The organism is Bradyrhizobium sp. CCGB12, from assembly GCF_024199845.1.
GTDB lineage: Bacteria > Pseudomonadota > Alphaproteobacteria > Rhizobiales > Xanthobacteraceae > Bradyrhizobium.
On sequence record NZ_JANADO010000001.1, the window covers coordinates 8,788,413 to 8,800,642 of the forward strand.

12 protein-coding genes are annotated in these 12,230 nt (G+C 63.6%); 7 read left to right on the forward strand and 5 right to left on the reverse strand.

Going from position 1 to position 12,230, the window contains the following annotated elements:
- Positions 1–119 precede the first annotated feature (119 nt).
- Positions 120–2,027 carry a tyramine oxidase gene (locus NLM27_RS40380; RefSeq protein WP_254148554.1) on the forward strand — a complete coding sequence of 636 codons (1,908 nt, stop codon included), beginning with the start codon at positions 120–122 and terminating at the stop codon, positions 2,025–2,027.
- A 23-nt stretch (positions 2,028–2,050) separates the two neighbouring features.
- On the forward strand, positions 2,051–2,314 hold the full coding sequence (locus NLM27_RS40385; RefSeq protein WP_254148555.1) for a hypothetical protein: 264 nt from the start codon (positions 2,051–2,053) through the stop codon (positions 2,312–2,314).
- Here the strand turns inward: NLM27_RS40385 and NLM27_RS40390 are convergent.
- From NLM27_RS40390 to NLM27_RS40400, 3 genes are read right to left on the reverse strand one after another with little or no spacing between them, the layout of a single operon-like run.
- Positions 2,300–3,652, reverse strand: coding sequence for an aspartate aminotransferase family protein (locus NLM27_RS40390; protein ID WP_254148556.1), 1,353 nt, complete (start codon positions 3,650–3,652; stop codon positions 2,300–2,302). The two genes, NLM27_RS40385 and NLM27_RS40390, sit on opposite strands and share 15 nt — an antisense overlap.
- 10 nt (positions 3,653–3,662) lie before the next feature.
- Positions 3,663–4,328, reverse strand: coding sequence for an HAD-IA family hydrolase (locus NLM27_RS40395; RefSeq protein ID WP_254148557.1), 666 nt, complete (start codon positions 4,326–4,328; stop codon positions 3,663–3,665).
- Positions 4,325–5,587 (reverse strand): Tm-1-like ATP-binding domain-containing protein, encoded by a 1,263-nt coding sequence (locus tag NLM27_RS40400; RefSeq protein WP_254148558.1) that lies wholly within the window; start codon positions 5,585–5,587, stop codon positions 4,325–4,327. Before NLM27_RS40400 ends, NLM27_RS40395 begins: the two co-directional genes overlap by 4 nt.
- Positions 5,588–5,810: 223 nt before the next feature.
- On the opposite strand from NLM27_RS40400, the gene NLM27_RS40405 reads away from it, so the two are divergent.
- From NLM27_RS40405 to NLM27_RS40420, 4 genes are read left to right on the forward strand one after another with little or no spacing between them, the layout of a single operon-like run.
- Complete coding sequence (locus NLM27_RS40405; RefSeq protein ID WP_254148559.1) at positions 5,811–7,295, forward strand: aldehyde dehydrogenase; 1,485 nt, start codon at positions 5,811–5,813, stop codon at positions 7,293–7,295.
- Positions 7,292–8,680: a transaminase gene (locus NLM27_RS40410; RefSeq protein WP_254148560.1), complete on the forward strand. Its 1,389-nt coding sequence runs from the start codon at positions 7,292–7,294 to the stop codon at positions 8,678–8,680. Before NLM27_RS40405 ends, NLM27_RS40410 begins: the two co-directional genes overlap by 4 nt.
- Before the next feature lie 4 nt (positions 8,681–8,684).
- On the forward strand, positions 8,685–9,482 hold the full coding sequence (locus NLM27_RS40415; protein ID WP_254148561.1) for an SDR family oxidoreductase: 798 nt from the start codon (positions 8,685–8,687) through the stop codon (positions 9,480–9,482).
- A complete protein-coding gene (locus tag NLM27_RS40420; RefSeq protein WP_254148562.1) occupies positions 9,483–10,256 on the forward strand; it encodes an SDR family NAD(P)-dependent oxidoreductase in 774 nt (257 codons plus the stop codon). It abuts the gene before it with no gap.
- A 564-nt stretch (positions 10,257–10,820) separates the two neighbouring features.
- Here NLM27_RS40420 and NLM27_RS40425 read toward each other — a convergent pair.
- A complete protein-coding gene (locus NLM27_RS40425) occupies positions 10,821–11,231 on the reverse strand; it encodes a hypothetical protein (RefSeq protein WP_254148563.1) in 411 nt (136 codons plus the stop codon).
- Positions 11,232–11,499: 268 nt separating this feature from the next.
- A complete protein-coding gene (locus NLM27_RS40430; RefSeq protein ID WP_254148564.1) occupies positions 11,500–11,691 on the reverse strand; it encodes a CsbD family protein in 192 nt (63 codons plus the stop codon).
- A gap of 333 nt (positions 11,692–12,024) precedes the next feature.
- Between NLM27_RS40430 and NLM27_RS40435 the strand changes: the two genes are divergently transcribed.
- Complete coding sequence (locus NLM27_RS40435; protein WP_254148565.1) at positions 12,025–12,219, forward strand: hypothetical protein; 195 nt, start codon at positions 12,025–12,027, stop codon at positions 12,217–12,219.
- Positions 12,220–12,230 lie beyond the last annotated feature (11 nt).

Genomic DNA, 12,230 nt, shown 5'->3' on the forward strand with positions numbered 1-12,230 from the left:
CTCGAAGTAAAAGGGAGAGCGGCATGAGTTCGAAGTCATGGGGCCGAATCGTTGGGCTCGCGCTTGCGGGAGCGGTCACGTCGGCAACTTCTTCGTTCGCGGAGACGAGAGTTTTGCCGTTGGCGGCAGCCACGCACCCGATGGATGGGCTGACCGCGGATGAGATTCGCGCCGCTGTCGATTTGCTGCGCAGTGCCGGAAAGTTCGATGCCGCCGCGCGGATCGTCTCGATCACGCTCGACGAGAACGCCAAGGATGAGGTGCGCGCGTGGCAGCTGGGACAGACTTTCGCGCGCCGCGCAATAGCGACGCTGCTTGCCGATGGCCGCCTTTATGAGGCACGGATCGATCTTGCGACCCGTAGTCTGGCCGGCTTCGACGAGATCGGGGATCGGCAGGCCGCGCTGACGATCGACGAACTGATGTCGGCGGGCGAACTGCCGAAGCAGGATCAACGCTGGATCGCGGCGATGGCCAAGCGCGGCATCACCGATTTTCGCAACATCATCTGCCTGCCCTTGACCGTCGGTCCGGTGGCCGATCCCGACATGAGGGGGCGCCGGCTGCTCAACGTTCCCTGCGTCGACACGACGGGCGCGGGCAACAATCTCTGGGGCAAGCCGATCGAGAATCTGATCGCACAGGTTGATCTCAAGTCGCGGACGGTGTTGTCGGTGGACGATCTCGGCATCGTCCCGCCGCCCGCGCCGACGCCGTCTCACGCCTATGCCGATTCCGGCAAATACCGCGCGGTGCCGAAGCCGATCGAGATCGCCGCTCCGAAAGGCTCCAACGTCACGGTGGAGGGCGGCAAGGTCCGCTGGGACAATTGGTCCTTTCACGTTCGCCTCGAGCCGCGTGTCGGCGCAGTTTTGTCGCTGATCCGCTACGACGATCACGGTATCAGGCGCGACGTGGCCTATCAGCTTTCGGCGAGCGAGATGTTCGTACCCTACATGGACCCGGCGCAGACCTGGTCGTTTCGCGCCTATATGGACATCGGCGAATACGGCTTCGGCGTGCTGTCGAGCGAACTGCGACCCGGCGAGGACTGTCCCGGCAACGCGCACTTCCTCGACCTGACCATCTCGGACACCAAGGGCGCGCCGGTGGTCTCCCGAGGCGCGGTCTGCATCTTCGAGCGCCCGACCGGCGATCCGATCTGGCGACACAGCGAGCTGATCAACAATACCGCGGAGGGACGGCCGAACAACGAGCTCGTGGTGCGGATGGCGCCGGTGGTCGGTAATTACGACTACATCGTCGACTACGTCTTCGATCGCGCCGGCGACATCGACGTGCGGCTCGGCGCCTACGGCATCGACGCCACCAAGGGCGTGGCAAGCCGGACCTTGAGCGATCCGAGCGCGGCGGTGGATACCGCCTACGGTACGCTGGTCGACGGGCGGCTCCTTGCCGTCAATCACGATCACTACATGACCTTCCGGATCGATATGGATGTCGACGGCACCGGCAACCGCCTGGTCGAGGATCGCTTCGGCGTCCGCAAGCTGAACGGTGAGGGCACGCGGAAGAGCCTCTGGCAGGTCGATACCAGGCCGGTCGCGACCGAAGGACCCATCACCACGCCGCTCAATGCCGCCCAGTTCAGGATCGAGAGCGCCGTCAGGACCAACAAACATGGCTATCGCACGAGCTACCAGCTCATGCCGGGCCATTCGGACGTGTCGCTGCTGGCCAAGGACGATCCCGTCCAGCTTCGCGCAGCATTCAGTGCCTATACGTTGTGGGCCTCGGCCTACGCCAAGGATGAGAGATACGCTGCGGGTCTTTATCCGAACCAGAATCAGGAAGTCGACGGTCTGCCGAAATGGACGGCGGCGAACCGTCAAATCGAGAACCGAGATCTGGTGCTGTGGTACACGGTCGGCTTCCGCCACGTGCCGCGCGCCGAGGATTGGCCGGTCATGCCCGGCCTGTGGCACGGCTTCCGACTGCGTCCCTTCAACTTCTTCGACCGCAATCCCGCGCTCGACGTGCCGCCGGTGGCCGAGGTCACCAAATGATCCGTCGCTCGGTCGCTCTCGGCATGGTCATCGGCGTCCCGTTGCTGGCGGGACAGATGGCGATGGCGGCGTCTCCCGGTGAGTTGCTCTACCTGAGTCAAGGAGATTGGGAGCGGCAACCGGCCGCGAGCAAGATCGCGCTCGCAGCCGATTTCATGCGGATCTTCTGCACCGACCAGACCATGTCGCCGATCGCGCTGGCCGGTTGCCTCGACAAGGACAGAGCCGACGGCGCGATGTTCGAGCGCGCCATCGCCTGCGTGGGCGCGATCTCAAGCGGCCGCTGACAGGCCTGCGCCGATCCCTTCAGCCATATCAGTCACGTCGTTGCTTGTGAGGATCAGCGGCGGCGACAGGATGATGTTGTTGCCGGAGACGCGCAGCATCACGCCGGCCTCGTAGGCTGCGTCTGCCACCTTGCCCATCGTCTTCTTGTCCACCGGCTTCTTGCTGTCGCGATCGGCCACCAGCTCGATGGCAGCCATCAGGCCTTTGCTCCTGACGTCGCCGACGATCGCATGCCGGGCCTTGAGTTGGGCGAGGGCGCTCGCGAGATCCTTGCCGCGCGCGGCGGCGTTCTCGTCGAGCTTCAGGCGCCGGGTCTCGGCCAGCGCCGCCAGGCCGGCCGAGCAGCCGACCGGATGGCCGGAATAGGTGTAGCCATGCCCGATCGAGCCGAACGAGGTGGTGTCGGCCTCGAAGGCTTCCGCAACCCTTTCGCCGATCATTGTCGCGCCGAGTGGAAAATAACCCGACGTGATCGCTTTCGCGATCGTCATCATGTCCGGCTTCACGCCCCACAACCGCGAGCCGGACCAGGCGCCGGTACGGCCGAAGCCGGTGACGACCTCGTCTGCGATCATCAGGATCCCGTGGCGGTCGCAGATCTCGCGCGCCAGCTTCATGAAATCGTCGGGCGGCACGATCACGCCGCCGGCGCCGAGCACCGGCTCCATGATGAAGGCGGCGAACGTGTCGGCACCCTGGAACGCGATCTCATCCTCCATGGCCGCCGCACAGAGTTGCGCGAGCTTTGCCGGATCGGTCTCGTTGAAGGGATTGCGATAGGTCCATGGCGCGGGGATATGGAAGACGCCGGGCAGCAGCGGCTCGTAGTTGCGACGGAAATTGGCGTTGCCGTTGACGGACGCGCCGCCGAAATGGGTGCCGTGATAGCCTTTGCGCAGCGCCAGGAATTTGGTGCGGTCGGCCTGGCCCTTGATCTTCCAGTATTGCCGTGCGAGCCGCAGCGCGCTTTCGACCGAATCCGAGCCGCCGGAAGTGAAGAAGGTGCGGACCATGCCTTCCGGCTTGAACCATTCGGTGAGTTCGTAGGCCAGTTCGATCGACGGTCCGGTCGAGGTGCCGCGAAAGCCCGAATAGTAGGGCAGCGCGGAAAGCTGGTCCGCGATCGCCTTCTTGATGGGATCGCAACTGTAGCCGAGGTTGACGTTCCAGAGTCCGCCAACCGCGTCCAGCACCGTCTTGCCCTCGATGTCGGTGACGTGAACGCCTTCGGCCTTCATCACGATCCGCGGCGGCTGCGCCCGCATCTCGGCCGGGTGCGCCATCGGGTGCCAGATCGGCTTGGCGTTGTTCTCGAGCAAAAAATTCTTGTCGCGCATGGTGGCTCTCTCAGTCGAATTCCAGTCCGAAATGACGTAAGGCCTCGCTGTAGGACGCGGCAGGATTTCTGACGTCGAACAGGACGGTGCGCATATTGCACGCGGCAGCGCCGACAATGTTGCGGCGCTGGTCGTCGACGAACACGCAATCCTCCGCTTCCAGCGCCAGGGTATCCCATACGCTTTGATAGGCGCGCGGATCGGGCTTCAGGATCTTGGTATGGGTGGCGTCGACGATGGCATCGAAGCACGCCAGAACGGCAAGCCGGGTGCGGAAGTCGGCGCCATAAAACAGGTCGAGCTCGTTGGACAGAATGGCGAGCCTGAATCCGGCATCACCGACGATCCGGATCGCCTTCTCCGCCTCGGGCCGGATCACGGTGGCAGGATCGGCGCCGCGCGCCCGTTTCACGAAGGTCTCCATGTCGGCCCAGTCTTCGCCGAGCATGCGTCCGACCTCGCGGCTGCGCGTCAGCCAGTAATCGCGCTCGGAAATCTCGCCGCGCTGCATCGAGATCCACAGGGGATCGCTGTCGGGAGCGAACGGTCCGAGCCATTTCAGCGTGCAAGGGTCGAGGCCCAGCGCGCGTTCCGTCATGTCGTGCGTCTCGAACAACGTCTTCGAGATCACACCACCGAAATCCAGCACAAGCGCCTGTGCGAGTGGCCGGCTCACGCGGCGACCGTCGTCTTGCCTGCAGGCACGATGCCGGCGTCCACCCAGCGGTCGAAAATCCGCAGGACCGTCTCGTTGAAAGTTTTGCTGTTGATGTGCGCCTTGATCTCATGCAACTCGACCGGGGACGCGACCGCAGAGCGCATCTCGTCCACGAAGGCGGAGAGCCCTTCGGGATCGTGCAGGGCTTCGCCCTCCTGGTCCCATTGCTGGATACCGCCGGACGGCAGCACGAAGGCGACGGGCGCGGCGGCCCCCGACAGCTTTTTCGCGATCGCCCGCGCGATCCTGCGGCGGTCGTCCGGTCGCGACGTCGCGGAGGCGAGCAGGCGGTTGTGGGCGTGGAAAGGTCTCTCCGTCAGCTCCTGCGGCGTCGGCAACCACGCCGGAAAATCGACCATGTCGATCGCGCCGGGCGCTACGATCTGCGGGATGCCGGCTCTGCCGGCGTTCTCCAACCGGTCGGAACCGGAGTTTACCACCGATCCCGTGAGCAGGTTGGCGACCTCCTGCAGGCTCAGATCGAGCACGGCCGCGAAACCGCGCTGCGCTGCGATCGCCTCCATCGCGCGGCCGCCCATGCCCGTGGTGTGGAACACGACCACCTCATAGCCGCGCTTCTCAAGCTGCGGCTTGAGTTCGACCATATAGGCGAGGCAGCTCTTGCCGAGCGACGTGATCGCGACCACCGGCTTGTCGGTGCGCGGTCTGACGGCGCTACGTGCCGCCCCCACGATCGCACCGCAGGCCTGCGACAGCACCGCGGTGCAGGTCCCATTGAGGCCGTAGAGGCCTCCTGCCCACAGGATCATCATCAGGTCGGCCGCGACCCGCTCCGGCGGAATCAGATGCGAGAATGCGACCGTGGAGACGATCAGCTTGGGCATGCCGAGCGGCAGGGCCTGGGCGACATCGAGCGCGAGATCCGTTCCCATCGTTCCGCCGATCGCGATGACAGCATCGATCGCGTCGCGCGCGGCGAGATCGCGCGCGAGATTGGCGGCGCCGAGCGCCATCAGCGACATGGCCGAATTCTCGTCGCCGCTCGCGGCTACCGCTTCTATGGTCGTGTCTGCTGCCGCGGCCACCGCATGCTTGTCGTGTTCGGCCGGGTAGGGTGGATCGCCGAGCACGCTGATATCCATCTTGATAGTGTCGCCGCCCGCCCTTGCGATGCAATCGCGCATGAACAGCAATTCGTCGGCTTTGGTATCCCCGGTTCCGATCAGGAGGATTCGAGGCTTCTTGGTCTCTTGCATCTGTCAGAGCTCGCCAGTGCGCTTGAAAGTGTCGAACAACGAGAGTCCACCGGTCGGGCTGGATGTCCGACCGTCGAGTTGGGCTAGGCTAAGGCTAGGGGGACACGAGCGGACACGACATCCACCTATCGGTTGATTGCTGCCAAGGCCTTGAATTGCCGAAGATTGAACCACGCGGGCGCATCAGCCTGCGGTCATTTTTACGCAGGTTCGAGCCCGTCAGATGCAGCAAGCGCAAATCGATCGGTTGAGGTCGGCCACCGTTCCGGCCCGGCAGCTTTTCATCGGAGGGCGGTCGAAGGCCGCGAATGGCGAGGCAAGGCTCGATGTCGTGTCGCCGATCGACGGCCGATCATTCACGACGATCGTCGACGGCGACGCGCAGGATATCGACCTTGCGATCAAGCAGGCGCGTCAGGCGTTCGACGGTGGAAGTTGGTCGCGGGCGACCCCGACCCACCGCAAGAAGGTCCTGCTGCGGCTGGCCGAACTGATCGAACAGCATGCGCTGGAGATCGCGGTGCTCGGCGTCCGGGACAACGGAACCGAGATCGCCATGGCGTATAAGGCCGAGCCGCTCTCGGCCGCCGGCACCATCCGCTATTATGCGGAAGCGATCGACAAGCTCTATGGCGAGATCGCGCCAACAGGACGCGATATCCTTGGTCTCGTCCATCGTGAACCGCTTGGCGTGGTCGGCGTCATCGTGCCGTGGAATTTCCCGTTGATGATCGGGGCGTGGAAGATCGGCCCGGCGCTCGCGACCGGAAATTCGGTGGTGGTGAAGCCGCCGGAGGCCGCCTCCCTCACGTTGCTGCGGCTTGCGGAGCTTGCAAGTGAAGCGGGACTGCCCGACGGCGTCCTCAATGTCGTCACCGGCCGCGGTGCGTCGGCCGGCGAGGCGCTCGCGCTGCATATGGATGTAGATGCGTTGGCCTTCACCGGCTCGGGCGCGGTCGGTCGTAGACTGCTGGAATGCTCGGCGCGATCGAACCTCAAACGTGTCCATCTGGAACTCGGCGGCAAATCGCCGAACGTCGTGTTCGCTGACGCGCCCGACATCCGGCAGGCGGCCAAGACATCGGTGAACGGCATCTTCCGCAATTCCGGCCAGGTCTGCGTCGCCGGCTCGCGCCTACTCGTCCAGTCGTCGGTCTACGATGAATTCATGGAGGCGCTGCTGGGCGCGACGGCGAACTTGAAGGTCGGCGATCCCCTCGACCTGACCTCGGATATCGGGGCGGTATCGAGTGCTGGCCAACTACACAAGAATCTCGACGCCGTGGTCCGAGCGCAGGAGGAGGGCGCGACGCGGTTGACCGGCGGCGAGCAGATCCGCGTCGAGAGCGGTGGCAGCTTCATGTCGCCCGCGATCCTGGCCGACGTCACGCCCGGGATGGAGTTGTGGCGCGAGGAGGTGTTCGGTCCGGTGCTCGCCGTCACGCGTTTCGACGACGATGACGACGCCGTTTCACTTGCGAACGCGACGCCCTATGGCCTCGCATCCGCTGTCTGGACCGGCAACCTGTCGCGGGCGCATCGCATGGTGCGTGCCATCAATGCCGGCGTCGTGCATGTCAACACCTATGGCGGCGCCGACATCACCGTGCCGCTCGGCGGCTTCAAGCAGTCCGGCTTCGGTCGGGACAAATCGTTGCACGCATTCTACGGCTATACCGACCTAAAGACCGCATGGATCGCGCTATGACCATCGCAGCTGTCGAGCGTACGGGCCTCCTTGGCAAGCTGATCGACGCCGAGCAGGAACGGTTCAAGACGTTGCATCCGCGCTCGGCCGCGGCCTGGCAGGAGGGCGGGCGAAACTTCCTCTATGGCGGACCGTCGCACTGGATGCGCCGCTGGGCCGGAGGCTTCCCGATCTACGTCGATGAAGCCGACGGCGCGCATATCCGCGATATCGACGGGCGCGATTACATCGATTTCTGTCTCGGCGACACCGGCGGCATGTGCGGGCACGCGCCGGAAGCGGTGACGGAAGCGGCGCTCTGCCAGCTCAAGCGCGGTACCACGATGATGCTGCCGACCGAGGACAGTCTCTGGGTCGGCGCCGAACTCTCCCGCCGTTTCGGCCCGAAATACTGGACGCTGACGACGTCGGCGACCGACGCCAACCGAGCCGCGATCCGCATCGCGCGCATGATCACCGGTCGTCGCAAGGTGCTGGTGTTTTCCGGGTGCTACCACGGCGGCGTCGAAGAGGCGCATGTCGAGATCCGCGACGGTCGCGTCGGCATGCGGAACATGATCCACCCGAACGGCGTCGACCATGATGCCGTGACGCGGGTGATCGAGTTCAACGATGTCGCGGCCTTGGAGGCCGCGCTCGCACACGGCGATGCCGCATGCGTACTGGCCGAGCCTTTGATGACGAACTTCGGCATGATTCCGGCCGCGCCGGACTTCCATCGCACGCTGCGGGACCTGACCCGTCGCGCCGGCGTCGTGCTCGTCATCGACGAGACGCACACGTTGTCTTGCGGACCTGGCGGCTATACGGCTGAGAACGGGCTCGAGTCCGATATCATCGTTGCCGGCAAGGCGATCGCAGGCGGCATTCCGGCCGGTGTGTTCGGTCTGAGCAGAGAGACCGCCGAACGGCTCTGGACACTCGTTCCCCACGTCAATCCGCGCGAGCGGCAATCGGCGCATCTCGGTTTCGGTGGCACGCTCGCAGGCAATGCGCTGACCATCGCGACTATGCGCGCGGTGCTGGAGAAGGTCCTGACGCCGGCGAACTACCAGCGCATGATCGCGACTGCCACGGATCTCGCGGACTCGATCCGCGAACTGATCGCGGCAAATCGTCTGCCCTGGCACGTCACCCAGATCGGCGCCCGCGCTGAGATCATGTTCATGCCGCGGCAGCCACGCAGCGGCGCCGACGTCATCGCCGGTCGACAACCCGATCTCGAAACGCTGCTGCACGCCTTCTACATGAACGAAGGCATCCTGGTGACGCCGTTCCACACCATGCTGCTGATGTGCCCAGCGACCTCGGCGCACGACGTGGAGCGCCACACGGCCGTCTTCGTCGAGTTTATCGACCTCCTGCGCAGAGCCGGAGTGATCTAGGGCCATGCCGCAAAAGCCGTTCGATCTCGGCGGGAAGGTCGCCATTGTGACCGGCGGCGGTAGGGGCATCGGTGCTGCGATCGTTACGCGCCTTGCGGGCGCAGGCGCGGCCGTGGTGATCGCCAACCGCACGCAGGACGTCGCCGAAACGCTGGCACGGGAACTCGCGGCCGACGGGTTGACCGTGCATTGCGTACCGTTCGATCGGTTCGACCGCAACAGTCTGCGTGTCTTGGTCGACCGTACCGCCGGGCGATATGGCCGGCTCGATATCGTCGTGCACAACGCGGGTGGTTGCCCGTGGTCGTCGATCGAAGACCTCGACGAGGCTAAACTTGACGAAGCGCTGGCGTTGAACCTCAACGCCAGCTTCTGGTTGGCGCAGGCCGCGATCCCGCATATGCGCGCAAACGGCTTCGGACGGATCCTGGTGACATCCTCGGTGTCAGCCCGGTTCGCGATGGGCGGTGGCGCGCATTACTCGGCGGCTAAGGCCGGGGTCAACGCGTTCATACGGGCCGCTGCTTTCGAACTGGCGCGCGACGGCATCACGGTGAATGGTGTGGAAGCCGGCTTCATTGCCAAGCCGGGGCGCGGCACCATGAGCGCGCCCGAGAACCGTGCCAGCCTCGAACGTTTCATCCCGGTCGGTCGCATGGGTACTGCGGACGACGTCGGTTACGCGATGCTCTATCTGGCATCCGTCGAGGCGAAATACATCACGGGACAAACCATCGTCGTTGACGGTGGTGCGACGCTCCCCGAGACCGGGTTTGCCGTTGAGCGGCAGTGGGGCCTCTAAATGGCGTCGCGGCTCGCGGGCAGAACGACACTCGTCACCGGAGCAGGTACCGGTATCGGCAGAGCGACGGCGCTGTTGTTTGCGAAACACGGTGCGCGCGTCGTGCTGTTCGGGCTCGGTGGTGATGATCTCGACGCCGCGGCGGCGGAGGCGGGCGGCCACGCTGTCCACGGCGACGTCACGCGAGTGGGTGACATCGCGAAAGCTATCGAAGTTTGCGGGCCGAGGCTCGACGTCGTGGTCAATGCCGCCGGCCTAATCGTCCCAGATCAGCCGGAGAGCGTATCCGACGATGTCTGGGCGAGGACGCTGGACGTCAATCTGACCGGCACGATGCGGATGTGTCGTGCCGCGTTGCCGTTGCTAAAGCAACGCGGCGGCGCGATCGTGAACATCGCATCCGTCGCCGCGTTCAATGCGAGTCCGGGCAGTGCAAGCTATGCTGCGAGCAAGGCGGCAGTCGTGGCCTATACGCGCTCGCTTGCCTACGCACACGGTGTCGACGGCATCCGCGCCAACGCGGTCGCGCCCGGCTGGGTTCGGACGCCGATGAGCGCCTACGAGATGGGTCTGCTGGCGCATCAAAATGACACATCCGTGGAGTCCGAATTCCGGGCCGTCGAACGACGGATTGCGCTGGGACGAATGGCCGAGCCGACCGAGATTGCCGCCTGCTGCCTGTTCTTGGCGGCTGACGAGGCTTCCTTTGTCACCGGTGCGGTGCTGGTCGCAGATGGGGGCGGTCGCTCGCCGAGCCATAATCGCGCCGTTTAACCGAGCGAATCCGGAGCTCGCTGAACAACCTTCCGCACTGCTTCGCTTCGGTGTCTAACGGTGGCTGAGCGGTCGTGCGGCGGATCCGTTCATTAGTCGGTGCGACCTGGTCACAAGTCTCCGCCATGATCTGTCGATGCAACACATTTGCAACACGACGAACCTAAGCCGTTGACATCGTTAAGCCGAAAATGGTTTCCTAAACCGTACGTCGGTGTCTGCGGATCGTAACTGTCGACTAGCAACCGTGCCCCTCAAAAAAGCTGCGTTCATGGCCTCGTCGTAAGGGGCCGCTTATGAAAGACTCCCACAAGAAGCCGCGACGACATATCCTAACGCTCTATCACCACCACGACGCTCGGGGGTGAGAGGGCTGTTCTCCAAAAGCTATGATTTTGTAAGAGATTTTTGCGACCTTAACGGGAATCCCTCCCTCTCCGCCATAATAAAACGGCTTCGAGAAAGCCCCCTAAAAACAGGTCTCACTGCACGCCGGCGGCGCCGGTGTAGCCCTCGGGTGGAGCCCCTTGGGTAACCCCAACGTGCCACGGCTGGCGAAAAGTTTCAACGGAGGAACGCCGCGACCTGCAGCAGAATCTGGGCATGCTGGACGAGCTGCTCAAGGTCATCGGACAGGATCGGGAAGGAGCCGAACGGACGCGTGCCGTTCGCCAGCGGAATTCCCAGATCGTGTGCGATGTCGATGAGGCGGGCCTCCAGATACGCCGCAGTCAGTTTGTTGAAGCGCTCATCGCGAGAGTAGAGAAGATAGACATGGCTGTCGCGAAGACCGGCGGCCTTGCCAATCCGGTCACCAATCTTGCGGTCCTCCTTGCCATGTCCGGTATACAGTCGCGGCGCATCGATGACGTAGGTGAGATAGCCCGAATGTGCGAACGCCTTCAATCGGTCGAGATCGCCGAAAGGTGCCGCGCGCACGCCTAGGATCGAGCCGAACGAGTCGATCTGGCGCAAGCCGTCCATCGTTCATAGATGTGGGAACCTAACTTGGACTCAGACAAACTAGCAACGAGAGGATGTAGTTCCTGCTCCTTTTGGACCCGTAGCTGTCTCTTTGTCTCTACCCTGATCTTGGCTGCCAAAGGGAGCCGCTTCAATTGACTCTCTGTCGTCCTCTTGGCCTTTGCCGTTTCGGCAATTTTGGTTGATGGCCCAAAGATGAAGGAACCTTTCGTAAAAGAAATTGCCGCCCGGAGGCGGCTAGTCTTGGTCTTATATCCTATTATTTTTTGAGAGCGTCAGCGGCGTCCCGGGCCGCATCCTTCACATCTCCCGTGGCGTTGTGGGCAGCTCCCTTGGCTTTATCCAGCTTGCCTTCGGCCTCCATGTCTTTATCGCCGGTAAGCTTACCGGCCCCCTCTTTGATTGCGCCTTTTGCCTTGTCGGCGGCGCCCTTCACGTGTTCACGGTCCATGATCGTGTACCTTTGCTGTCCGGATGACCAGCCCAACGAAGGAGGTGCGCGGTTGTTCCTCGGAAAATGAGCACCGATCCTGCACACACAGAACTTCTTGATTTTGGTCGTTGTGCGCGTGCGCGCCGGCGACGCGGCGCGCTGGCGGAGTCATTCCCACGTAAGTTTTATACCGATATCGATACACAAATGGCGGTGCGCGATATGGCGTATGTCGAATGCGGGAGGCAGTGATCTTCATGGATGGATTGGAACGCCGGGACCTGCAACCAGGTTGGATGGATTGCGCACGTCGCGGCGGCGCTGACCGGCGCGTCGGATCGGAGGCGGCCCATGAAATTCATCGTGGACGAAGCCGGCGAGATCATCGCCCAAGCAACGGATGACCATACTCTAATGGGCGGCCACCACCGCCTCGCAGCGGCGGCAAGCCTCGGCAAAAGACTATTCTGGCGAGATACTGGCGAACCTGTAAGGCTTGATAACTTCTTCAAGCATTATGGAAGTTCTCTTCGGCATACGGCCTGAGCCGCCGAAGG

Coding starts and splice junctions, on each gene's coding strand:
- NLM27_RS40415 (WP_254148561.1), top strand. CDS start 8,685: ATGCCGCAAAAGCCGTTCGATCTCGGCGGGAAGGTCGCCATTGTGACC.
- NLM27_RS40420 (WP_254148562.1), top strand. CDS start 9,483: ATGGCGTCGCGGCTCGCGGGCAGAACGACACTCGTCACCGGAGCAGGT.
- NLM27_RS40405 (WP_254148559.1), top strand. CDS start 5,811: ATGCAGCAAGCGCAAATCGATCGGTTGAGGTCGGCCACCGTTCCGGCC.
- NLM27_RS40400 (WP_254148558.1), bottom strand. CDS start 5,587: ATGCAAGAGACCAAGAAGCCTCGAATCCTCCTGATCGGAACCGGGGAT.
- NLM27_RS40410 (WP_254148560.1), top strand. CDS start 7,292: ATGACCATCGCAGCTGTCGAGCGTACGGGCCTCCTTGGCAAGCTGATC.
- NLM27_RS40435 (WP_254148565.1), top strand. CDS start 12,025: ATGAAATTCATCGTGGACGAAGCCGGCGAGATCATCGCCCAAGCAACG.
- NLM27_RS40430 (WP_254148564.1), bottom strand. CDS start 11,691: ATGGACCGTGAACACGTGAAGGGCGCCGCCGACAAGGCAAAAGGCGCA.
- NLM27_RS40385 (WP_254148555.1), top strand. CDS start 2,051: ATGGTCATCGGCGTCCCGTTGCTGGCGGGACAGATGGCGATGGCGGCG.
- NLM27_RS40390 (WP_254148556.1), bottom strand. CDS start 3,652: ATGCGCGACAAGAATTTTTTGCTCGAGAACAACGCCAAGCCGATCTGG.